The sequence below is a fragment of the Paenibacillus sp. FSL R5-0519 genome, assembly GCF_037974275.1.
GTDB lineage: Bacteria > Bacillota > Bacilli > Paenibacillales > Paenibacillaceae > Paenibacillus.
Genome location: NZ_CP150234.1, coordinates 850315 through 872310, shown reverse-complemented (window position 1 = coordinate 872310; position 21996 = coordinate 850315). Strand labels below are relative to the sequence as shown.

Annotated in this window: 24 protein-coding genes; 11 read left to right on the top strand and 13 right to left on the bottom strand. The window is 45.0% G+C overall.

Annotation, left to right across the window (positions count from 1 at the left end; translation table 11 throughout):
• Window positions 1-110 precede the first annotated feature (110 nt).
• Window positions 111-1910, bottom strand: a complete 1800-nt coding sequence (locus MKY73_RS03835; RefSeq protein WP_339305743.1) for a M3 family oligoendopeptidase — start codon at window positions 1908-1910, stop codon at window positions 111-113.
• 118 nt (window positions 1911-2028) lie between these two features.
• On the opposite strand from MKY73_RS03835, the gene MKY73_RS03830 reads away from it, so the two are divergent.
• Both MKY73_RS03830 and MKY73_RS03825 read left to right on the top strand, forming a co-directional pair.
• Complete coding sequence (locus MKY73_RS03830) at window positions 2029-2199, top strand: YycC family protein (RefSeq protein ID WP_339305741.1); 171 nt, start codon at window positions 2029-2031, stop codon at window positions 2197-2199.
• Entirely contained in the window at window positions 2196-2429 is a 234-nt protein-coding gene (locus tag MKY73_RS03825) for a hypothetical protein (protein ID WP_062324061.1), read from the top strand. Before MKY73_RS03830 ends, MKY73_RS03825 begins: the two co-directional genes overlap by 4 nt.
• Window positions 2430-2441: 12 nt before the next feature.
• Here MKY73_RS03825 and MKY73_RS03820 read toward each other — a convergent pair whose 3' ends face one another.
• The 3 genes from MKY73_RS03820 to MKY73_RS03810 form a co-directional block, all read right to left on the bottom strand.
• Complete coding sequence (locus MKY73_RS03820; RefSeq protein ID WP_339237587.1) at window positions 2442-3173, bottom strand: DUF2225 domain-containing protein; 732 nt, start codon at window positions 3171-3173, stop codon at window positions 2442-2444.
• Between the two features lie 43 nt (window positions 3174-3216).
• Window positions 3217-3594 carry a globin gene (locus MKY73_RS03815; protein WP_036605723.1) on the bottom strand — a complete coding sequence of 126 codons (378 nt, stop codon included), beginning with the start codon at window positions 3592-3594 and terminating at the stop codon, window positions 3217-3219.
• 244 nt (window positions 3595-3838) lie between these two features.
• Window positions 3839-4003 carry a hypothetical protein gene (locus tag MKY73_RS03810; RefSeq protein ID WP_253440723.1) on the bottom strand — a complete coding sequence of 55 codons (165 nt, stop codon included), beginning with the start codon at window positions 4001-4003 and terminating at the stop codon, window positions 3839-3841.
• Between the two features lie 152 nt (window positions 4004-4155).
• On the opposite strand from MKY73_RS03810, the gene ylbJ reads away from it, so the two are divergent.
• Complete coding sequence (gene ylbJ / locus MKY73_RS03805) at window positions 4156-5409, top strand: sporulation integral membrane protein YlbJ (protein ID WP_339305740.1); 1254 nt, start codon at window positions 4156-4158, stop codon at window positions 5407-5409.
• Window positions 5410-5513: 104 nt separating this feature from the next.
• A complete protein-coding gene (locus MKY73_RS03800; RefSeq protein ID WP_036673293.1) occupies window positions 5514-6317 on the top strand; it encodes an NAD kinase in 804 nt (267 codons plus the stop codon).
• Between the two features lie 28 nt (window positions 6318-6345).
• Here the strand turns inward: MKY73_RS03800 and MKY73_RS03795 are convergent, their stop codons facing one another.
• Complete coding sequence (locus MKY73_RS03795; RefSeq protein WP_339305738.1) at window positions 6346-6765, bottom strand: YutD family protein; 420 nt, start codon at window positions 6763-6765, stop codon at window positions 6346-6348.
• A 14-nt stretch (window positions 6766-6779) separates the two neighbouring features.
• Window positions 6780-7679 (bottom strand): lipoyl synthase, encoded by a 900-nt coding sequence (lipA, locus tag MKY73_RS03790; RefSeq protein ID WP_253440726.1) that lies wholly within the window; start codon window positions 7677-7679, stop codon window positions 6780-6782.
• Window positions 7680-7920: 241 nt separating this feature from the next.
• Between lipA and MKY73_RS03785 the strand changes: the two genes are divergently transcribed.
• A complete protein-coding gene (locus MKY73_RS03785) occupies window positions 7921-8991 on the top strand; it encodes a M23 family metallopeptidase (RefSeq protein ID WP_339305736.1) in 1071 nt (356 codons plus the stop codon).
• A 128-nt stretch (window positions 8992-9119) separates the two neighbouring features.
• Here MKY73_RS03785 and yunB read toward each other — a convergent pair whose 3' ends face one another.
• From yunB to zwf, 4 genes are all read right to left on the bottom strand, one after another.
• Entirely contained in the window at window positions 9120-10001 is an 882-nt protein-coding gene (gene yunB / locus MKY73_RS03780; protein WP_339305734.1) for a sporulation protein YunB, read from the bottom strand.
• A gap of 260 nt (window positions 10002-10261) precedes the next feature.
• The gene (gene fsa, locus MKY73_RS03775; protein WP_036605718.1) at window positions 10262-10906 is read right to left on the bottom strand and encodes a fructose-6-phosphate aldolase; all 645 of its coding nucleotides are present in this window, start codon (window positions 10904-10906) and stop codon (window positions 10262-10264) included.
• A gap of 86 nt (window positions 10907-10992) precedes the next feature.
• Complete coding sequence (gene gnd / locus MKY73_RS03770) at window positions 10993-11886, bottom strand: phosphogluconate dehydrogenase (NAD(+)-dependent, decarboxylating) (RefSeq protein ID WP_339237600.1); 894 nt, start codon at window positions 11884-11886, stop codon at window positions 10993-10995.
• Window positions 11887-12411: 525 nt separating this feature from the next.
• Window positions 12412-13866 carry a glucose-6-phosphate dehydrogenase gene (gene zwf, locus MKY73_RS03765; protein WP_339305733.1) on the bottom strand — a complete coding sequence of 485 codons (1455 nt, stop codon included), beginning with the start codon at window positions 13864-13866 and terminating at the stop codon, window positions 12412-12414.
• 415 nt (window positions 13867-14281) lie between these two features.
• Here zwf and MKY73_RS03760 point away from each other — a divergent pair, with 415 nt between their 5' ends.
• Window positions 14282-14602, top strand: coding sequence for a helix-turn-helix domain-containing protein (locus MKY73_RS03760; RefSeq protein WP_339305731.1), 321 nt, complete (start codon window positions 14282-14284; stop codon window positions 14600-14602).
• Between the two features lie 197 nt (window positions 14603-14799).
• Here MKY73_RS03760 and MKY73_RS03755 read toward each other — a convergent pair whose 3' ends face one another.
• Window positions 14800-15957 (bottom strand): Gfo/Idh/MocA family oxidoreductase, encoded by a 1158-nt coding sequence (locus tag MKY73_RS03755; protein WP_339305729.1) that lies wholly within the window; start codon window positions 15955-15957, stop codon window positions 14800-14802.
• A gap of 107 nt (window positions 15958-16064) precedes the next feature.
• Here MKY73_RS03755 and MKY73_RS03750 point away from each other — a divergent pair, with 107 nt between their 5' ends.
• A complete protein-coding gene (locus MKY73_RS03750; RefSeq protein WP_339305727.1) occupies window positions 16065-16943 on the top strand; it encodes an AraC family transcriptional regulator in 879 nt (292 codons plus the stop codon).
• An 85-nt stretch (window positions 16944-17028) separates the two neighbouring features.
• Here the strand turns inward: MKY73_RS03750 and MKY73_RS03745 are convergent, their stop codons facing one another.
• Together MKY73_RS03745 and MKY73_RS03740 are read right to left on the bottom strand one after the other, a co-directional pair.
• Window positions 17029-17778: a DUF3600 domain-containing protein gene (locus MKY73_RS03745; RefSeq protein WP_339305725.1), complete on the bottom strand. Its 750-nt coding sequence runs from the start codon at window positions 17776-17778 to the stop codon at window positions 17029-17031.
• The gene (locus MKY73_RS03740; RefSeq protein ID WP_339305723.1) at window positions 17765-18352 is read right to left on the bottom strand and encodes a sigma-70 family RNA polymerase sigma factor; all 588 of its coding nucleotides are present in this window, start codon (window positions 18350-18352) and stop codon (window positions 17765-17767) included. Before MKY73_RS03740 ends, MKY73_RS03745 begins: the two co-directional genes overlap by 14 nt.
• Window positions 18353-18980: 628 nt before the next feature.
• Between MKY73_RS03740 and MKY73_RS03735 the strand changes: the two genes are divergently transcribed.
• From MKY73_RS03735 to MKY73_RS03720, 4 genes are all read left to right on the top strand, one after another.
• On the top strand, window positions 18981-19484 hold the full coding sequence (locus MKY73_RS03735) for a DedA family protein (protein WP_339305721.1): 504 nt from the start codon (window positions 18981-18983) through the stop codon (window positions 19482-19484).
• Window positions 19485-19529: 45 nt separating this feature from the next.
• On the top strand, window positions 19530-20096 hold the full coding sequence (locus MKY73_RS03730) for a methyltransferase domain-containing protein (protein ID WP_339305719.1): 567 nt from the start codon (window positions 19530-19532) through the stop codon (window positions 20094-20096).
• 90 nt (window positions 20097-20186) lie between these two features.
• The gene (locus tag MKY73_RS03725) at window positions 20187-20867 is read left to right on the top strand and encodes a response regulator transcription factor (protein ID WP_339305717.1); all 681 of its coding nucleotides are present in this window, start codon (window positions 20187-20189) and stop codon (window positions 20865-20867) included.
• Window positions 20860-21966: a HAMP domain-containing sensor histidine kinase gene (locus MKY73_RS03720; protein ID WP_339305715.1), complete on the top strand. Its 1107-nt coding sequence runs from the start codon at window positions 20860-20862 to the stop codon at window positions 21964-21966. Before MKY73_RS03725 ends, MKY73_RS03720 begins: the two co-directional genes overlap by 8 nt.
• Window positions 21967-21996: the final 30 nt, after the last annotated feature.

Sequence of the window (21996 nt, the reverse complement as noted above, 5' to 3'; positions counted from 1 at the left end):
AAATATTTGAGAATCAAAAATAAGGATTCTGTACAAAAAAAGGCTGCAATCCTGTGTTTGTTAACACGGAATTGCAGCCTTTCATATATATACATCCTATTATATTCAACCTATTTTTGGGGTGCTGTCATCTGCAAAAACTGTTCAATATCGGCAATAACCAAGTCCGCAGCATTTTGCCAGAATTCCGGTTGTGTCAGGTCTGTACCCAGATGTTTTTGAGCAAGTTCTTCGACTGTCATACGCCCTGTATCTCGTAACAAATCATCATATTTATCTGCAAATGCTGTTCCTTCTTGCTGTGCTCTCGCATAGATTCCCGCACTGAACATGTACCCAAACGTGTATGGGAAGTTATAGAATGGTACACCTGTCAGATAGAAATGCAGTTTGGATGCCCAGAAATGTGGATGATCTGATGCAAGTACACCACAGAACGCTTCCTGCTGAGCATCCACCATTAATTTGGATAGTTCATCCGCGTTAACCAGGCCTTTTTTGCGTTGTTCATAGAAACGATTCTCAAACAGGAACCGGGCATGGATATTCATAAAGAAAGCCACACTTCGCTGTATCTTGTCTTCCAACAAAGCCAGCTTCTCTTGCTCATCTGTTGCCGCCTGCACAAGGGCATCTGCTACAATCAATTCAGCAAACGTAGACGCTGTCTCAGCCACATTCATCGCGTAACGTTGATTCAACGCAGGCAACTCTTCCATAATGTGTTGATGATATCCATGACCAAGTTCATGCGCAAGAGTCGACACATTGGATGGTGTCCCGGAGAAGGTCATGAAAATTCGGGTTGCTTTGCTAAGTGGCAAAGACGTACAGAATCCACCTGGACGTTTGCCTGGGCGGTCTTCTGCTTCGATCCAGCGTTTCTCAAAAGCCATCTCTGCAAACGAGGAGAGCTTAGGACTGAACTTGGCAAACTGTTCAACAATATTGATAGCTGCCTCATCGTAAGTGATTTTGCCACTCGACTTACCTACAGGGGCGTCTACATCGCTCCAACTGAGCTTGTCTACCCCGAGCAGTTCTGCCTTGCGCTCCAGATATTGAACAAGTGCAGGTTTGGCACCATTAATTACATCCCACATCGTATCCAGTGTCTGACGGGACATCCGGTTGATAGCCAGAGGTTCCTTGAGGATATCATGCCAGCCACGTTTCTCATATAACTTCAGACGGAATCCTGCGAGGTGGTTCAGCGTGTCTGCGCAGAAATCTTCGACATCCGTCCAAGCCTGTTCCCAGTTTGCAAATACCGTCTCGCGTACATTTCGATCACTATCGCTCAGTTTGTTGGCAGCTTGTCCTGCTGACAGCATGACCGTTTCCCCATTTTGCTCAAATGGAATGTTCACCTTGCTGACAATCGTGTTATAGAATTTGCCCCAACCATGGTAACCATCCACACCCAGATCCAGTGCAAGACCTTCAAGTTCCGGCGACAGCTTCTCACGAGCGAGCGTGCGACTCTCGTTCAGTACAAATGCAAGCGGCTGAATATCCTCCCGAGCAATCCAGACGTCCCACACCGAATCTGACGTCTGACTGAGTGTATTATCGAACTTCGATTTGCTACCGTTCAGCATCGCAGCAATAGAACTGATGGCCCCCTGAAGCTGGGTTGCCTTCTTGTCCTTCTGGTTTTGCGATGAGAGGCAGGATACAAACGCAGAACCTTCCGATATGCGGACATAACAGCTTTGCAGCAATTCCAAAATGGGATCAAAAGCTGTCGTCTCTTCTAATGAAGTCGGTGCAGGTGTTTCGTTCAACAGTTGTTGCAGTTTACGTACATCCTCTTCCAGTTCAATCAGATACGCAGCGAACGTCTCGGAGGAAGAACCTCCACTAAAAATGGACTCCAGATCCCATACGGGGTGTAATGGCGTTTTCATTTAATAAGGCACCTCTCTCTATAAATTGGATGGTTAGGATTGAATTAAAAACTGGTTTTCTGTTCACTGTATCTCTATACTAGAGAAATACTTATAGTAACTTTCAGGAGGTAAACGTATGAAACCTTTACAAGTATCGGCTGATACAGCCGTCAAATTAGCAGAATCCTTGGGCGTACCTTTGGAACATCTGATGCACATGCCCCAACATATCCTAATGCAGAAGATTGCGGAACTCTCCAAACAAGAAGCCTCCAAACCTTCCGCACCAGAAGGCGAACAAGAATGATTCCCTTTGAGAACAGCTGGCCTTACGATATTGTGATGGGAGACATCTATGTACAGCAATGTCCCTATTGTCATGCAAGCAATGTGCTGCTCCCTCTCAAACCGAAAGAGCTTGTGCGCATCCGCGAAGGCAAAAAGAAATTACTCGTCTTTCCCTGCTGTAATACCAGCATGACCGTGATCGACAATGACAGTGACTATTTGTTATCCAGCCGTCCTGTCCGTAACTAAGGTAAGATCAACCTAGAGGGGGCTGCGCTTCGCAGCCTCTTTGTCTGCTTCAAGCATCTCTTCAGGCAGCTCCATCTTACCGGAGATCATCTGTTCACGCAGCACGGCCCATTGTTCCCTTGAAGCACGAATCATGGCCGCATCGGTGATCCGCTTGTCATGAATGACCTTGCTGAACCATTGCACTGCTTCATTAAACCGTCCTACCCTGCGGTTCAATTCCCCGAGCAAATACAACAGTTTGGCTTCATTGCCACCCGTTCCCTCCCGTTCGAACACCTTCACATAAGCTTCAAGGCTAAATTCGAGAAAACGATGTTCCTGTGCATGGTCCTCCATATAACGATACAACCAAGCTATATGATGTAACAGACCAGCGACGACACGGTCTTTCTCCTGGATAACCTGTGCACACAGCAAGGCAAGCTTGTACGTAGCCAGCGCCTGGTCCAGTGTCCGAGCTCCGCTATAGTCACGTTTTACCCAGCGATTACCGATCTGTTCCTTAAAAGCCTTGCGTTGAGCATCATTCAAATGCTCCGTTGCGTTCTCCGTGGAAGCAAACCCGCACTGTGGACAGATGCGAACCACATAAAAATCCGGATTCTCTAGCTTGTAGTAAGCACAAAAATCTGAATCTGTCCGGTAGGGCCTTTTCAAACTCGGTCTTACCCGTGAAGTGTCATACTCGGTTTCGCAATAATGACAAGTCACTTTCACCTTATATAGCGGCTCTAATTCCAATCTATTCCATCCCTCTCCCGTACGCTTATAATCATATTCGGAACTACGGTGTATTCACAAAATGATGTGCAGGGCCGGATAAACGCTGCAGGATAAACGAGTGCAAGGGCTCCTCCACACCGATCTGTGTTAAGGCTTGATCCATACATGCAAGCCAAGCCTCAGCCCGTTCAACGGTCACTTCAAAATGCATATGACGGGCACGCATCATCGGATGTCCGAACGCCTCGGAAAACAGCCCTGGTCCTCCAAAAAACTGAGACAAAAACATATACTGCTTGTCGATAACCGGCTGAATATCTTCCGGGAAAAGCGGAGCCAGTTGCTCGTTCTGCTGAACGATTGGATAGAAGGCCTCGACCAGTGCACGAACACCTTTTTCACCGCCAAGATTGTCATAAATACTCAAACTGGGATTCATTCGTCTGATTCCCCTTTCTGATGTCGAATTTTGCCATATATTACACGTTCCGTGAACATTGTGAAAACAGTAACAATATTCAGGCCACAGAAGGCTTTATCTCCATTCTATCAAAAAAAACCAAAAAGTCCTATATAACATGAAATTATCAGGACGCATTCCCTGCCATCTGTATATAGGACCTTCTTCGGAACCTAACACAAAAAAAGCGCCAACCACATAGGTTGGCGCACTAGATATTCCATTAGTAACTCCGCCAGTCCTCTTCCTCAGAGCGTACCAGCGAGGCACGTATCACATATACAAAAGCACAGACCAGGATTCCGGTGACAAGACTCATGATCATCACTCCATCCGATTTGAATTCCACCTTGGAGACAATTAGGTGACGTTCAGGCGTTTTTCTCATTTTAGCACACATCACTCAAAAACACAGCCACTTTTGCAAGCGCTTTCTACGTATAATTTTGTACTGTTTGTCCACTTTTTTTCATATATTGATGGCAATAGCATCACAGATTTCCGCACACCGACCATTCCAAAAGTAAAGGAGAAGAATTCATGGCTGCTTCACAACGACTCACCCATGTCCTGGTCACACTCGCTCTCCTGATCCTTTGTGTGTTAATGGTCTTGTATCCAGCGGAAACCTGGCATGCAGGTGTACGCGGACTGTCCATCTGGTGGGACGTATTGTTTCCCTCCCTTTTTCCTTTTTTGGTGCTGTCCGAGCTGCTGCTCGGCTTTGGCATTGTTCATTTTCTGGGTACCTTACTGAATCCACTGATGCGTCCATTGTTTCGTGTTCCCGGAAGCGGTGGTTTTGTATTTGCAGTGAGTTGTGCATCCGGTTATCCTACAGGGGCGAAACTGACCGCACAGTTATGGGAACAAAAGCTGGTGACCCGGGAAGAAGGAGAACGGCTCGTTGCCTTCACCACATCCTCCGATCCGATCTTCATGATTGGAGCCGTATCGGTTGGGTTCTTCCATAATGTCGCCATTGCTCCGCTATTGGTTGCAAGTCATTACGCTGCAGCTTTTCTGGTGGGTATGCTCATGCGTTTTCACGGGGGTACAGCGAAAGGCCCACAGCCAGACATCTCTTCTGCATCTCCATCGGAGCAAATACCTAGAAACAGACTGGTCCGGGCCATCTATGCAATGCATGAGGCAAGAAAGGCTGACGGACGGGTATTCGGTGAACTGCTGCGTCACGCCGTCTCCTCATCCCTTCGCCTTATTATTATCGTAGGAGGGCTGGTTGTATTCTTCTCGGTCATAATGGAGTTGCTTGTACAGACCGGTTGGCTTGGCGGATTATACGGCATAACCGAGCAACTGCTTCGATATAGCGGACTTCCTCCATCCTTATCTCCTAGCATGGTCGGGGGGCTATTTGAAGTCACACTGGGGGCCAAAGAGGCCGGAGGTGTCAGCACTTCCATTCCACTGATATATAAAGTGGCGGCAGCAGCCTTTGTTCTCTCCTGGGGCGGATTATCCGTCCATGCACAGATTATGAGTATTCTTAGCAACACCCCCATGAGATATGGTCCCTTTTTATTTGCCAGAGCGATTCATGCGCTAATCGCACCTGTGCTGGTCCTGCTATTGTGGACCCCCATGATGGGGCGTTCCGCTTCACCCGTTCTCATGGATAATGGTTTCATCCCAACGTTATCGACCTATGCACCGGACTGGGGACTGATCGTCCTGACGGGGGTCATTGTTTTTGCGAGTATCATTATGTTGTTGTTATTGCTTACGATATTAAGTTATATCTTCAAGCCAAGACGACATGTCAAAAAATAAGTCGCTCATTCATCTATATTTAACTGAATATGCTTCCAAACGTTGTGTTCTTCCGCGGAATTGATTATCATCGGTAGTATAATGACCACAAAGGAGCTTTCATCTTGAGATACTATGTTCAAGACCGCGGAGACCAGTTATCGATTGATCTCAGTCAGCAGTTTCATGCGCTGGCGAAGGAAGAAGGGTTCAAGCTGGATGCAGAATCGCCGGAGATTGTCATCTCCATCGGGGGCGATGGTACGATGCTGCAGGCATTTCACAATTTCATCGACCGTATTCCGGATATTGCTTTTGTTGGGGTTCATACAGGCCATCTCGGCTTTTATGCCGATTGGAAGAAGGAAGAATTACGGGAATTAGTCAGGCTGATGAGTGGCAAGGGAGATCCGGAGCGGCTCAAACCACGCATTGTCCAATATCCGCTGTTGGAGCTTGAGATTCGGAAAAAGTCGGGGAATTCCTCTTACATCGCTCTTAATGAATTTACGTTAAAAGGTGTGGACGGTACCGTCGTGGCCCAGGTCGATATTAACGACGTGACATTCGAGATGTTCCGCGGCGATGGAATCTGTGTATCCACGCCTTCAGGCAGCACGGCATACAACAAGGCCCTTGGTGGCGCCATGGTTCATCCGACCATCGAGGCCATTCAGATTGCGGAGATTGCTTCAATTAATAACCGGGTCTATCGGACACTTGGTTCACCGGTTATTTTGCCCAAGCATCATCATTGTGATATTTTCTCCCGCAAGGATCAGCGGTTATTGATGACGATTGATCATGTGAATGTGATGGTGGAGGATCTGATATCCGTCCGTTGTCAGGTATCCAGTCACAAGGTCAGTTTCGCGCGTTTCCGTCCTTATCCATTCTGGAACCGGGTTCGCACGGCATTTCTTGACTAAAATAAAGACACCAAAAAAGCGGTCCTTCTCAGGAACCGCTTTTTGCTTTGGCTTGAGGCTGATCTTTGCTCTTCTGGAGCACAAAATACGCACAGCCAAAGTTACAATATTCATTGATATAGTCCACCATACTGGCGATCGTGGAATCCTTCGTCGCTTTCGGATGATTATCACGGTAAAAACCTTTTAATCTTAACTGGCTATAACCCCAGTCTCCGATAATATAATCATAACGCTCCAGCACCTCACTGTAACGATCACGGAAGACCTCTGGATTCCAGCCCTCTTTGTGGTTCTGGACGATTTCATAGTTTTTGCCGCCGACCTGTACAATGACCGGTTCTTTGGGCTTTTCTTCAACCGATTCAACAACAGATTCCTGAACCGGCTCCTGGATCTGCTCCTGGAGTTGGTCCTGAATCTGTTCTGTGCTTTTTTCTTCTTCCAATCCGGTATCCTCCATCACGCGTGTGTTGCCGCCTGTTCAGCATGTTTGGTGGCCGATTTCACCTGTTCATGCGCATGGTAGGAGCTGCGTACCATCGGGCCGGACTCGACGTGGCTGAACCCACGTTTTAATCCTTCCTGTTTCAATGCAGCGAACTCCTCTGGCGGATAATACTTTTCAACATACAGATGTTTCTCGGATGGCTGCAAATATTGACCAATCGTCATAATATCACAGTCTACCGCACGAAGATCATCCATTGTTGATAAAATTTCATTATATTCCTCACCTACACCAAGCATAATGCTTGATTTCGTTGGGATGTTAGGTTGCATTTCTTTGGCACGAGCAAGCAATTCAAGTGAACGTTTATATTTTGCCTTGGCACGCACTTTGTCTGACAACCGCTCAACCGTCTCAATATTGTGATTCAGAATGTCCGGTTTGGCATCCATTACAATCTGCAAAGATTCCCGATCGCCCAGAAAGTCTGGGATGAGCACTTCAACGCTACACAATGGCAAGCGCCGCCGTACGGCCTTTACCGTCTCTGCAAAAATCGTAGCTCCTCCATCCTTCAGATCATCACGGGCTACACTTGTAATGACGCAGTGTTGCAGATTCATCTGCTCTGCTGCTTCTGCCACACGTTCTGGTTCCTGCAAATCAAGCTCCGTTGGCAAGCCTGTATTCACCGCGCAAAAACGGCATGCCCTTGTGCAAATATCGCCCAATATCATAAAAGTGGCCGTTCGATTGGCCCAGCATTCATAAATATTCGGACACCGCGCTTCCTCACATACCGTATGCAGCGTTTTGGAACGCATCATCGTTTTCATTTCCTGATAGTTATCGCCGGTTGTCAATTTGATCCGAATCCAATCCGGCTTCGGTTCTTTAACACGTTTTGCCAATGCATAAACCTTCTTTCTAACTGAAGTTAGGCTGTTGCTCGGAACATATTATACCATGAAAGCGTTGGAAAAACCCCCATTTGTCACATCTTGTGCATTCATACCCGATATGGACAATTTGGTTCATTCGATTCATTCCAAGTGCTTACATGGATAAAACGAGAACTTTTGAAGAACGCTAACCTTTAGCTTGGTTCATCGGGTACCTTGTATCATTCTATTGGAAAGGGGCTGCTTCCCAGTGCAACAACGCTTGACCTCCAGGCTCACGTACCGATTTTGGATCAAAACCTTACTTGCAGGTACGCTGCTTCTCCCATGTTTATCTGTTGACGTTTACAGTGAACCTGTCGGGGCTACTCCGAAACCACAGGCCACCGAGTTAAAACCCGCAGAAATTTTCGCTGCACGTCGCCATTTATATGAGACCATCGGTCAGATGACTCAGATTCCCTGGTATAGGCTAGCCGCAATTGATCAGTATGAACGAACAATTACTCGCGCACATCCAAAGGATCGCAAACATCCGGAGCGGCTTACAGGTATTTTCATGACTCCTCCGGCCTGGAGAGGATGGCTAAATCCTGATGAGACGGATCAACATCCGGAATCCATTCTTTTTTTCAAAGGATATGGACGTGATGGTTCAGGAGACGGGATCGCGGATGCCAACAATGATCAGGATGTACTATACAGCATAGCTTCTGTGATTCAGGGTTACGGAAACAAGCAAGAGGACTTCAACATTGCCTTGTGGGAATATTATCACAACTCCCGTGCTGTGCAACGGATACAGCAATTCGCGAAGTTATATGAGCATTTTGACAATCTCGATCTGTTTGGACATGCCTTTCCGGTTCCACTCGGAACCAATTACTCCTATCGTAGCACCTGGGGGACGAAACGAAGCTGGGGCGGCTATCGCATTCATGAGGGAACGGATATTTTCGCTCCGCATGGTCTACCTGTGCGTAGCACCTGTTACGGCGTTGTGGAAATCAAAGGCTGGAACCCGTTTGGCGGCTGGCGCATCGGTATCCGGGATTTGAACAATCATTATCACTATTACGCGCACCTGTCGGGTTTTGATAAAAGTGCTCGCATCGGTGAGGTTGTTATTCCCGGTCAGGTTGTTGGTTGGGTTGGCAGTTCGGGTTACGGTAAACCGGGAACACAAGGGAAATTCCCTCCGCATCTGCACTATGGGATCTACCGGGACAGCGGACTGCACGAATGGTCGTTCGATCCTTATCCGCAACTGAAACATTGGGAACAGGAAGAACGTAAACAAAAGAACAAGAAAAGCAAGTGAGATGAGAATATGTCCATATAAACGTTTCCGCTAGGAGTTCGATGAGCATTCGAAAAAAAGGGACCTCTTCATTAGAGGCCCCTTTTCTGATTTTGTGCCGAAAGTCTTTTACTAGTAATTAGTGTGTGTCACGGGTGTACGTCCTTGTTAGACTGAACGCCCCCATTCACATCAGGCAGATCATCCGGCTCAAATTGTTCAAGCTCGTTCCCTTGCAAAGGGTCTGACGGCGTCTGTTGCTGGTTCTGGCTAGGGGGATTCGCAGTCACTCCACTACCGCTTGATACACCCGTATGACCTGATGGCAGCGCAATAGCTGGGGCATTACTTCCGTTACTGCCTACCGGCTTGCCCTGATTATCGTAATAATACATCGGCACATCCCCGACAACCAGCAGGTAGGAGATCGGGATTTCCGTATCAACCGTTTCGGGCTCCATGTCGAAGGGCACCACGACGGCGACCTCAGCAATGATGTGAATGTACACTTCCACCAAGATCATGTTAATCCCCGCATTTTGCTGACGGGTGTTCAGGTCCACTTTAACAGCCCCTTGAGGCTCAATACGAACCGGTATACTCGGGCCAAATGAAGCCATCACCGGACTGCCCAGCGCCTGCCCCAGCGGGATTTTTTCTTTTAACATGTGTACATTCTGCAGCGTGGATTGCACAATATTCATTGTACTTGCGGTGATTCGCATATGCTCATTGTAGTTCAGCATGAAACCGGACACTTTCCCGGCGGTATCCGTCTTCCAATCAATCAATCCTTCGTTGGTTTTGCCATCAGCAACCTGTGCTGTAATCGCCTTATTGATTGCTTCGGTCGCAATCTGCTTCACTCTGATCTTGGCCAAGTGCATGATGGGGGGCTTCATTTTCTTATCCACATAAGCAAAGCCCTGCATCAAACAAAACGCAGTGACCAATAAAATGATCAACCACATTTTACGCTTGCCGCTTGGCGGCTTACGGCGTTTCCGGCTTCGCCATTTTCTTCTCATCATCGAAGTGTCCCTCCCCTGCGGGATGAGCTATAGGCTATAGTTAACCTTATGCACCGTTGTCCCGAAAAAGAAGGACAGTACGTGGACACTGGACAGAAAGTAACAACAACATTAATGAGACAAGTATCCCTCAACGACAACCTAACCGGAAATCTAAAACTACGTCAAAAGAGATAAAAAAACCTTTCGCCCGCAGATTACTCTGCAATGCGAAAGGTTTTATGTTCAGGCCGCCCAAAGACTTGGGCACTGGTAGCCATTTATTTCGGTACAGATTCCCAGTCTTTCAGGAAACGTTCAATCCCGCTGTCCGTCAGTGGGTGCTTCCAAAGTGTCGGCAGAAGCGAACCTGGAATGGTGGCAATGTGCGCACCGGAAAGGGCTGCATCTTCGACGTGTTTGATATTGCGAATGCTTGCTGCGATAATCTCGGAAGGCAGATCATACATGTCCAGAATCAGACGCAGATCACGAATCAGTTTCATGCCATCCACCGCAATATCATCCAGACGCCCAACGAATGGACTGATGTAGGTTGCACCAGCTTTCGCTGCCATCAGACCCTGTGCTGCGGAGAAGATCAGCGTGACATTGGTTTTAATCCCTTTTTGCGTTAACTCATGACAAGCATACAGCCCATCTTCGGTCATCGGCAGTTTAATAACTACATTCGGTGCCCATTCTGCAATTTCATAAGCTTCCTTCAACATATCCTCGGCTTTGAGACCGATAACTTCAGCACTGACCGGGCCTTTAACAACACCACAGATCTCCTGAATGACTTCTTTAAATACGCGACCTTCTTTGGCAATCAAAGACGGGTTAGTCGTGACTCCATCCACCAGACCCAGACGTTCGATCCGTTTGATTTCTTCCACATTCCCTGTATCCAAGAAAAATTTCATGATATGTTCCCTCCACTTGATGAATTCGTAAACACGATATAAGTTATTACCCGATGTCCATCATATGTTAACAGTTATATATAAAATTATTTTTTCTCTACAGCGTGACCGCCAAATTCATTACGCAATGCCGCTACCACTTTACCTGTAAATGTGTCTGTCTCCAGGGAACGATAACGCATCAGCAAGGACAAAGCGATAACCGGTGTAGCCGTTTGAAGGTCAAATGCCGTTTCTACCGTCCAACGTCCTTCACCGGAAGAGTGCATTACGCCTTTAATTTCATCAAGGTTTGCATCTTTGGAGAAGGCACGTTCTGTCAGCTCCATCAACCAAGAGCGGATAACAGAACCATTGTTCCATACACGTGCGACTTGTTCGAAGTCGAAATCAAATCCACTTTTCTCCAATACGTCAAAACCTTCACCGATGGATGCCATCATACCGTACTCGATACCATTGTGGACCATTTTCAGGAAGTGGCCGCTGCCCGCTTTACCAGCATACAGGTAGCCATTCTCTACGGAAGTATCTTTGAATGCCGGTTCAACGATAGCCCAAGCTTCAGGATCTCCACCGATCATATAACATGCGCCATTACGTGCGCCTTCCATACCGCCAGATGTACCTGCATCCATGTAGTGAATGCCTTTGGTTTTCATCTCTTCGTAGCGACGGATGGATTCTTTGTAGTGGGAGTTACCCGCTTCAATAATGATGTCGCCTTTGGACAACAATGGGCTAACTTCAGCCAATACAGCATCTACCACGTTGTGAGGAACCATGATCCACAATACACGTGGGGATTCGAGCGAAGCCACCATCTCTGCGTATGAAGATACGCCTGTAGCGCCGTATTCTTTCATTTCATTTACTGCTTCAGCGTTCAGGTCAAAAGCAACCACTTCATGTTTGTGATCAATCAAGTTTCTGCCCAGGTTCAATCCCATTTTTCCTAATCCGACTAGTCCAAGTTTCATTTTAAAATCCTCCTGTTATGAACAATTGTTTAAATTTAATCTTTGTTGCAGAGCGCCAGACTACATTCCCGTTTGCAGCAATCGTTCCGGTTACGGATCGTTCTTTCGATCGCTGTTGTATTCAAATTTCTTTTCATCAAGCTTTAAATTGATGAAATTTGGATACAAAGGCGAACGCTTTGCTTCTACAGAATCGATTCCGTCCCCTACACTACGTCGCTACTTAGGCAAAAAATTCAGTGCGTCCGCTAATCTATATTTAAAAATTTTCACGGCCTTCCGGTCACATAACCGGAAGGGCTTATGCAAAATTGGAACGGTAAAATTCATAATAAATACTTCATATATATCAGCATTTTGCTTCATCAATCAGTTCGCTCCAAGCACAAGCTCTAGGCGCATAGAAGCTTGTCGTTCTACATCATGCAACTTGGAAGACGCATTTGGATTGTGCAAAATGTATGTTCATTCGTGAGCAGAGCGGATTATACCGCCCCTATCTCTGTGCTCACTTCTTCGTTTCACTTACCACCAACGGAAGCCATCTGCTGCTGTCAGGCGATCTGCTGACTCTGGTCCATGCGAACCTGCACTGTACGTATCCAGTGGCACGCTGCCGGCTTCGAATGCTTCTTGAATCGGTTGAACCCACTGCCATGCCAGCTCCACTTCGTTCCAGTGAGCGAAGAAGGTGGAGTCTCCACGCATAGCGTCAAAGATCAGATTCTCATACGCTTCAGGAATGTTACGTTTACCTGAGTTGAAGGTCATATGCATTGGTTCAACTTCACCATGGTTCAATGGATTCTTCGCATTTAATTGAAGGGAAATACTTTCTCCCGGACCAATTTCAATCGTAAGCAGGTTAGGTTCCGTTGTGTTCTCGGATTCATGACCTGTTTTGAGTGGCGATTTGAATTCAACAACGATTCTCGTGGATTTCTCAGCCAGACGTTTACCTGTACGGATGTAAAATGGTACCTCGCTCCAGAATGGATCATCGATCCACAATCTCGCGGCAACATAGGTCTCGTTCTGAGAACCGGCAGGGATGCCAGGCTCGTCCAGATATCCAACAACCGGAGTGCCTTGCAGCTCACCTGCTGCATATTGCGCTCGAACCACTTCAGAAGCGATATTTTCTTTGGTCAAAGGACGAAGTGCTTCAGCAATTTTTTGCTTTTTGAATTGAATTTCTTCCGGTGTGCAACGTTTTGGCAAATGCAAACCAATCATCATCAGCAACTGGAGCATATGGTTTTGGAACATGTCACGAAGCGCACCACTTTGATCGTAATACGCGGCACGCTCTTCAACGCCCACCGTCTCACTTGCTGTAATCTGTACATTGGCAATATAGCGGTTAGACCACAACGCCTGAATTACCGGATTCGCGTAAGTGAGTGTCTCAATATTTTGAACCATCGGTTTACCAAGGAAATGGTCAATGCGGTAGATCTCTTCTTCCGCAAAGGTATTGCTCAGTTTTTCGTTCAGATCACGAGCCGATTGCAGATCGTGTCCAAATGGTTTTTCGATAATCAGTTTCTTCCAGCCTTTGGTGTTACCCAAGCCACTTTCTTGAATGTTTAATGCGATCGGCTCAAAGAATTCCGGTGCCACCGACATGTAGAACATGCGATTTTCGGGAATGTTAAGCTCTTGTTCACGCTGTTGAACGAGTTCCAACAATTTGGTGTAATCTTCAAGCTTCGTATTATTTAAGGAACAATAACGGAAAGCGCCAATGAAATCACGAACCTGAGATGCTTCTTCAGGGGTCTGACGAGAGAATTCATGAAGTGACTTTTCTACATTTGCCTGAAAGTCCGCATTCGACAATTCACGCCGTCCCAATCCGATAACGGAGAAGGATTTCGGCATTTTCTGATCCATGTACAAGTTATATAATGCAGGGTAAATCTTACGTTTGGCTAAATCGCCTGTTGCCCCGAACAGGACAAATGTCATTGCATCCATTGGAGTGCCTCCTGTGATCTGTGCAGTATAGTATATGATGTTGCAAAATGTTCAAATCCAAGCATGACAAAAGACGGAATAAGTGGGTGTCGTCCCCGCCTTGCCTCCGTTTATATAACACACCTGAATTTAACCATGGAACATTCCTTCTCTCCACAACCTGTATTTAGGTTATAAATTGTAACCTTTTGAATTAACGTTACCCATATTACACCTGTCGTCACAATTCGTCAATAATCGTGTCGAAGCTGTGAACTCCAGTGTTTATAGGCTTTTTATTTGATGATAACGCTTTATGTGGTAAGATTAATAACAATTGGTATGTGACATTTTACACATATGGCCTGTGGACAAGTAGGTTACAATAAGTATACTAATGATATTACAGGCAATACTAAATCAAAGGAGTACAATCATGAGCGATGATGAGAATGCCAAGCAAATATGCACAAAAGTGGAACAATCTTATCAGATCATTGGTCGAAAATGGGTAGCCCTCATTATTCATGCATTGATGGACGAGCCCAAACGCTTCAGTGAGATTCACGCTTATATCCCTGACTTGAGCAAACGTGTGTTAAATGAGCGAATGAAGGAATTGGAGGAAGAAGGACTTGTGGTTCGCCATGTGGTCACAGAACGTCCAGTTCGGACTGAATATATGTTGTCACGAAAAGGCACGGAACTGGGGAGAGCACTAAGCGCTGTGGAACGTTGGGCTGATAAGTGGCTATAACCTTTTGAGAGAGCCTTATCATATTAATTTAAATTTAAAATAATAATTGTGCATAGTAAGATAACGTAATAACGTCATTTCACAAATGTGAATGGATACAATTATTGTATTTTTAGAGCAAGAAGGTGTCTCAGACCTAAAAAAGATGCCCATTCTCACTTTTTTTTGTGAGAAGGCATCTTTTTCACATAAAAATACTATGAGTCCAACTTGCTACCCAGCGTAATACTCGAATCCTCGAAGTTCTCCACCGTCGTCTTTTTTTCATAAAAGTGTACAGCATGTTGCATAATTCCTTCTCTTGTGTAAAATGCGTCTTCCGCCCCTAGTGGAAAAACAACCTTTTCTCCCGTACTAGCAGATTTGTAGATGCCTACAATCAGTTCAAGTGTATTCCGACCACTTTGACCATCCACCAGAAGGGGTGATCCTGTCTCCATCGCGTTTAACACATTCTCCACTTGCCCAGCGTGACCGACATGAGTCACATCCGGCAATTCGTCAACAAGCTTCTGAATCTGTTGTTCCAACTCTCGATTGGGTTCCGGAAATCCGTTATTCCGTGCGTTAGAAGCAACCACTTTCCAAGGTGCCGATACACGGGCTTCTTTACCCTGAAAAATTAACTGCTGTTCCTCTCCGTGATGTACAACGGAACTGGTAATCATGCCAAGCGCCCCTTCCTGAAAGCGCAGCATCGCCATGGATATATCCTCAACTTCGGCATTGTCATGTGCCGTATTCGCCATCATGGCCTGCAATTCCACCGGAGGTCCCATCATCCATAACATCGCATCAATATGATGTACCGCATGATTAAGGGTACAGCCTCCGCCTTCTTTTTCCCATGTCCCGCGCCACCACAGATCATAGTAATTGTGGCCCCGCCACCAAAATGAATCAACCTGCACATGTACAATAGGCCCCATCCGTTTACTGTCCAGCACACCTTTTAAATTCATCATCGGTGTCGTAAATCGATTCTGTGCTACTACGGATAGTAACTTGCCACTTTCTTGCGCTACTTTCAGCATCAGATCCGCTTCCTCCAGGGAAGAAGCCATCGGTTTTTCGACCAATGCATGTGCACCTGCTTGCATGAAATCACACGCAATTGAAGCATGCGTATACGGCGGCGTACAGACGGATACCAGATCAATATTTTGCGCAAATAGCTCTGTGTAATCCGTAAAAGCTTGTGCTCCTTCCAGTCCATATTCGTTAATTCGCTTCTGTGCCTTATCCACGTACATGTCCACCACAGCAACAATCTGACATCGCTCAGGGAATGCCAAGTATGCTGATATATGCGCTCCACTAATTGCACCTGCTCCGATAATCGCCACTCTTAACATCGTTATATACCTCCCTTGTTCCCTTCACAATACACAATAATAAAGCGCTTTTATGTGTTCATCTTGTGGTAAAATATAACTATCTTGCGCATGATAGGGAGGTATTCATGATGTCCATCATTCTGGGAAACCAATTTGATCTGACCTGTCGTCGCATTACATCTAACACTACGTTTCGCGAAGTGTTCCATGCTCATTCCCAGATGGAGATAACCTATATCCACGAAGGTTACGGGCAGTTAATTATCGAAGGTCAGGTTTTTTCCCTTGAACCCGGTATGCTTTTGATTTTTCGACCTTTTCAATTGCACCACTTTCAGATTCAAATATCCAGTCAGCAGCCTTTCATCAGAAACGTGCTTATGTTTGAACTTGAAATATTAAAGACACATTGGTCGCATTTTATGACGACTCAGCGTTTCATACATGACCTGCTAGGAGAGCAATCTCCGATTCAGCCGATCCGACTTCCTGCCACTTCCCCACTCATTCAACGAATGGAACAATTTGATAAGACCTATCCGGAACTAATGCCTCATGAAGCTGTGGAGGATACTTGTCTCTTTATACTTGATACACTTACGCAACTTCGTTACTTATGGAAAGATGTTGTCATTCAGGATCTAAAGGCACATTCCGCGTCCAGTTCAGTAATGCTTCATCCTCATGCCGAAGCCATCATGCAGTGGATTGAACAGCATTACCACGAACCTTTTCGTTTGGATCATATCGCAGATACACTTCACTTATCCCCCTATCATCTATCTCATGTATTCAAAAAAGCGACTGGCACCACAATCGTTGCTTATGCCCAAGCTACCCGCATTCGTCATGCGTGTGTGCTGCTCACCCGTTCCTCGCTCACCGTTCCAGAGATCGGTCACCGTGTTGGTATGACGAGTCCGTCCTACTTTTGTAAAGTATTCCGTAAAGCCACAGGTTCTACACCGCATCAATATCGTTTGAAGGTGCAGGGGAGGAAGTAATGGATTACAATATTTAGATCACAACATAAAGAAAGAAGCGAAAGAATTCCCCCCGCTTCTTCTCCACTCTCACAGTTCACCTGACTCAACGCAAATTGAGCTCTAACCGTTTCAAATAGGGGATTAGGCGTCTCTCTAGCTGGTTTAAATCATCCTTCTGCTCCGCCGACAAACGTTCCTCATGAATACTTCCATCCTTGTCCATCACCATAACTTTGTATTTCTTCATTTGTTCATAGACAGACTTGAACTCACGATATTGTTCCTTGGTAAATGTCTTCTCTGCCTGTTCCAACTGTTCCGTCCAAAATTGCTCCTCGTCCATCCGTTTTTTGGAGGACCCTACACTTACAGCTTCCAGCTTCTCGAAAAACGGTTCCAGCTCAGCTGCAAGAAGGTTATATCGTTCCTGCTCCACTGTACTCCACTGCTCTGGATGCATGTTGCCTTGAGAATCGGCATACTCCAGAGCCATTTGTCCCATTTGCTTCAACAGGTTCATATATTGAACAAATTCTTCTTCGCTGAAATGCGCCTTGGCCGTCTGCAGCTTCGCTTCCAACCTCATATAATCCTCAGCTGTTCCGCCCATAGCAGCGATATTTTCCTGTGAACCATATATTCCGTCTGCGAGATAGGTGTACCCTGCGTAGGCTCCGGTGGGAATAATGAGTACAGCAGCCAATAGCCCAGTGACCAGCCATTTTTTTCGGTTTCTTTTGATGTGTGAGTCACGTCGAATACTATCCATCATTTTTTGTTTAATGCTCGCAGGAACGGACCAATCTTTGGTTTCTTCCTGGTAGGCTGTTCGCAACTGTTCATCGAGTTTCATGCAGATCCTCCACCTTTCCCCGCAACCTTGGATTCATCTTCTCTTTTTGTCTCAACTTCGCCAGCGCCGCATGAATGCGCGATTTTACGGTTCCAAGCGGAATCGCCAATATGCCAGCAATCTCCTCTTGCGTATATTCATTCAAATAATGAAGTGTGACCACCTGCTGCAGCTTGTACGGCAAACGGCGGACCTGTTCCAGCAGAGGACGATTAGCCAGTTTGTTAACCAAATCCGTGGAAAAATCATATTCCAATCCCACGTCAGATTTTTCGATCCGTTTGCCAAACCGAAACTGCATCAATCTTTTGCGTCGATAATTCTGAACCTGCCGCATCGTCACACCCATTAACCAGGGACGAAAAGCACGCTCCGCATCATATCGCGCCAATGATCGATACGCCTGAATGTAAATTTCCTGTACGACATCCTCCGCTTCAGACTTGTCCTTAATGAGAAATCGCACAGTTTGATATACACCCGTCACTGTTTTCTCATATAGTTCTCCGTATGCTTCTTCATGCCCCGCACGTATTAACGTTACAAGTTGTATGTACTCATCTTGATCACTCATTATCCATCCCCTTCCTCCTTACACTATATATTGGCATGCCCGCATCATATCGTTCGAATTATTTGCCTATTTCTAAATCCCACGAATTTATTGGTGTTTATCATGATATAATATACCTATTTTTGATATAAATGGATGTAAAACATCTGCATTATAAGATTATTTTTAAGTCTTTAATATGATTTAGAGAGTAACCTAGCGGAGGATGGTACTATGATGATTTTTTTCACCAAGTTGTACTCAGAATATTTACTGATTCCACGACCTTTACGTTTGCTATTTCTATGGGGATGGATAGCTTTGTTTGTTGTTGCAAGCATAAAATTTGGCTGGTTCTATTTCCTACAATAAATGGATTCCGAATATAGTCGCTTTTCATGGGACATACAGAAGAGCCGGGACGTCATTATGACGTCTCGGCTCTTCATTTATGCGCATCTATTCCGTGCTGATGCTCCTGAATATCCACCTATTCAAGTCTTGCCAGTACATGGGCAAGGCTTTTTCTCTTAAATCTAGTTGTTTGGCTTTGCTTATGTAATCTTTAGTTTTTCTTCAGAAATATACTCATTAATTCCTTAGTTTTATTCATTAAGATTGCTATATCAACTAGAGAGGAGGCAAAACAATGATCAGTAATACGATCTTAGAGCTGCTTCATCAGTATGGATATCTGATTTTTTATTTTGCCTTCTCATTAGGGCCTTTCGGCATTCCAATTCCGAATGAGATCACGATTATCAGTGGTGCCATTCTAGCCCACACTGGAGTTATCAATTCATGGATCACATACTTCTGTATTTTATCAGGACTACTAACGGCCATTACCTTTGCTTATTTTGCAGGGAGATTATTTGGAACCAAGATAAAACCCAAATTTCAACATCATAAACACTTCGTCAAGGCCGAACTGATTTTGAATAAGAGTGGTCAATGGGCGATGTGCATTGGTTTGTTCATTCCAATTGTGCGATATGTTCTTCCTTTGCTTATTGGAATGAGCGGTGTGCATTATCGAAAATTTGCTCTCATCTCATATTCCAGTGCTTTGTTATGGACCATAACGTATTTTACAGCGGGAATCTACTTCGGCGGTCCTATTTTATCCACGCTTCAATTATTACATCTCTAACTGGTTTTGCTAACACACCATCACATATACGGAGGAACCACACACATGAATTCCAATCAACCACTATTATTTCTGAAAAGCTTTCTTCAAAGCCCCAAACATGTTGGCAGCATCATTCCCAGTTCCCGGTTTCTCGCCAACAAAATGGTGAATCAAGCCTCTTGGCTGGAGGCAAAAGCAGTTGCCGAACTCGGATCGGGTACAGGGCCGATCACTCGTTATATTCAACAACAGGTGCAGGACTCCACCAAAGTCCTATTGTTTGAGATGAACGACACAATGAGGAATAATCTTCAGACAGCATACCCGGAGTTCTTCTGTTATCCAGACGCCGCTCGATTGGTAGAATCCATGAATCAAGAGGGCGTTCAGCAATTGGATTACATCTTTAGCGGGTTGCCCTTCTTCAATTTTGAGCCTGAATTAAGAGCTACGTTGGTAGAGCAGATCCATAAAGCACTCAAACCTGGAGGATTATTCATCGCCTTTCAATATTCACTTCAAATGAAAAAATTATTATCCGAACACCTTATCATCGAAAAAATAGAATTAGTGCCTTGGAATGTGCCACCTGCGTTCGTTTATGTCTGTCGCAAAAAGGAAACAATTTAAACATTCCTGACTATCGCTTACACTGATGTTATCCTCTTGATAAGAAGTTAAAATGTTATCTAGATTAGAGCAAAAAAGGAGTGTTGAATCATGAGTACCATTCTTGTTGTTGATGATGAACCCGATATCCGTGATGTCATTCATGTCTATTTACGTAACGAAGGATATCAGGTCATTGAAGCAGCCAACGGCGAAGAAGCGCTAAATATTATTAATACAACATCAGTCCAACTCGTCATATTGGATGTCATGATGCCCATCATGGACGGAATCAAAGCCTGCTTCAAAATAAGAGAAGTATCGACCACTCCGATTATTATGTTATCCGCCAAGGAAGAAGACATTGATAAAATTACAGGCTTGACTACAGGGGCCGACGATTACATGGTCAAACCCTTTAATCCGTTAGAATTACTGGCTCGCGTTAAGGCTCAGCTCCGACGTCAAACATTGATCGGGAAAGCTGAATTTGATTCACTTATTCTGATTAAAGACCTTGTCATTGATACAAGCAAACATTCTGTGAAGCTCAAAGAAAATGACATTTCACTAACCCCTCTGGAGTTCTCCATTCTGGTGTTGCTTGCCAGCCATCCTGGACAAGTATTCAGCTCCGAGAAGATTTACGAAACCGTATGGAAAGAACCTTACGGGTATTCAGATAATACGGTGATGGTCCATATCCGTAATCTGCGAGAAAAGCTGGAAGTGAATCCAAGAGAACCTCAATATATTAAAACGGTATGGGGAGTAGGTTATAAAATTGATTAAACGATTACAGCAATCCAAGCAAACGAAAAAGATACAGATTCATATCCTCAATCGAATGGTGATCAGTTTTGTAATTACAATTGTCGGATCAGTGATTATAAATAATATTCTTATTACGATTGTGGCAAAAATCAGTGAAGGCTTGGAATGGAACTGGCTTCTCAATTACTTCCCTTATATTGGGACACCTATATTTATCTTAATCTTTACGTTTACTTTTTTGGGTTCCACACGAAAAATTGTAAGAGACATCATTTCACTGGAGCAGGGGCTCCAAATCATATCTGAAGGTAATTTAAACTACAGGGTTCCTGTAGTTCGACAAGATGAACTTGGCCGAGTCGCTTCCAATATTAATCACATGACTGAACAGTTACAGATACAGATCATCAAGGAGCGCGAGTTGGAAAAATCCAAGATGGACATGATCACAGGCATCTCACATGACCTGCGCACACCGCTTACCAGCATAATCGGGTATATTGAACTACTTAGAACAGAATCCTTTCAAGACAAAGTAGAGTATGACCGCTTCATTCAAAACACCTATAACAAAGCAACGCATTTGAAGAAGTTACTCGATGATCTATTTGAATACACACGTCTTACCTCTGTAGATACCCAATTGGATTTGAAAAAAGTTGACCTGTATCAGCTATTAGATCAGTTATTGTTTGAGTTTGAACCGTTAGCTCAGGAAAACGGTATTCATATCGAGAAAGAGATTGGTAATGCTCCAATTATGGCCCACCTGGATAGTGATAAGATAGCTCGGGCTATCGATAATCTTCTCATGAACGCTCTGAAGTATTCCTTTAAACCTGGTGTAATTCATATTCGAATGGGCATGCACCATGAGCACATTACCATTCAAGTCGAAAATAAAAGTGCGCCGCTTACAACGGAGCAAAAAAACAAACTGTTTGATCGTTTTTATAAGGTGGATTATTCAAGAAGCAGCGAAGGCATTCAAACGGGGTCAGGTCTGGGTCTTTCGATAGCAAAAAATATTGCAGAACTCCATCAAGGTACCTTGACGCTTCAACACACGCATAACATATTTACCTTCGAGTTAAGCTTGCCTTGCAACATCAAGTGAACCATTCAATGAATTCAATCATGGAGGATA

Excerpts from the sequence above, each read along its gene's own strand:
- MKY73_RS03835 (WP_339305743.1), bottom strand. The coding sequence starts at position 1,910 with ATGAAAACGCCATTACACCCCGTATGGGATCTGGAGTCCATTTTTAGT.
- MKY73_RS03830 (WP_339305741.1), top strand. The coding sequence starts at position 2,029 with ATGAAACCTTTACAAGTATCGGCTGATACAGCCGTCAAATTAGCAGAA.
- MKY73_RS03825 (WP_062324061.1), top strand. The coding sequence starts at position 2,196 with ATGATTCCCTTTGAGAACAGCTGGCCTTACGATATTGTGATGGGAGAC.
- MKY73_RS03815 (WP_036605723.1), bottom strand. The coding sequence starts at position 3,594 with ATGAATCCCAGTTTGAGTATTTATGACAATCTTGGCGGTGAAAAAGGT.
- MKY73_RS03810 (WP_253440723.1), bottom strand. The coding sequence starts at position 4,003 with ATGAGAAAAACGCCTGAACGTCACCTAATTGTCTCCAAGGTGGAATTC.
- ylbJ (WP_339305740.1), top strand. The coding sequence starts at position 4,156 with ATGGCTGCTTCACAACGACTCACCCATGTCCTGGTCACACTCGCTCTC.
- yunB (WP_339305734.1), bottom strand. The coding sequence starts at position 10,001 with ATGATGAGAAGAAAATGGCGAAGCCGGAAACGCCGTAAGCCGCCAAGC.
- fsa (WP_036605718.1), bottom strand. The coding sequence starts at position 10,906 with ATGAAATTTTTCTTGGATACAGGGAATGTGGAAGAAATCAAACGGATC.
- gnd (WP_339237600.1), bottom strand. The coding sequence starts at position 11,886 with ATGAAACTTGGACTAGTCGGATTAGGAAAAATGGGATTGAACCTGGGC.
- zwf (WP_339305733.1), bottom strand. The coding sequence starts at position 13,866 with ATGGATGCAATGACATTTGTCCTGTTCGGGGCAACAGGCGATTTAGCC.
- MKY73_RS03760 (WP_339305731.1), top strand. The coding sequence starts at position 14,282 with ATGAGCGATGATGAGAATGCCAAGCAAATATGCACAAAAGTGGAACAA.
- MKY73_RS03755 (WP_339305729.1), bottom strand. The coding sequence starts at position 15,957 with ATGTTAAGAGTGGCGATTATCGGAGCAGGTGCAATTAGTGGAGCGCAT.
- MKY73_RS03750 (WP_339305727.1), top strand. The coding sequence starts at position 16,065 with ATGATGTCCATCATTCTGGGAAACCAATTTGATCTGACCTGTCGTCGC.
- MKY73_RS03745 (WP_339305725.1), bottom strand. The coding sequence starts at position 17,778 with ATGAAACTCGATGAACAGTTGCGAACAGCCTACCAGGAAGAAACCAAA.
- MKY73_RS03740 (WP_339305723.1), bottom strand. The coding sequence starts at position 18,352 with ATGAGTGATCAAGATGAGTACATACAACTTGTAACGTTAATACGTGCG.
- MKY73_RS03735 (WP_339305721.1), top strand. The coding sequence starts at position 18,981 with ATGATCAGTAATACGATCTTAGAGCTGCTTCATCAGTATGGATATCTG.
- MKY73_RS03730 (WP_339305719.1), top strand. The coding sequence starts at position 19,530 with ATGAATTCCAATCAACCACTATTATTTCTGAAAAGCTTTCTTCAAAGC.
- MKY73_RS03725 (WP_339305717.1), top strand. The coding sequence starts at position 20,187 with ATGAGTACCATTCTTGTTGTTGATGATGAACCCGATATCCGTGATGTC.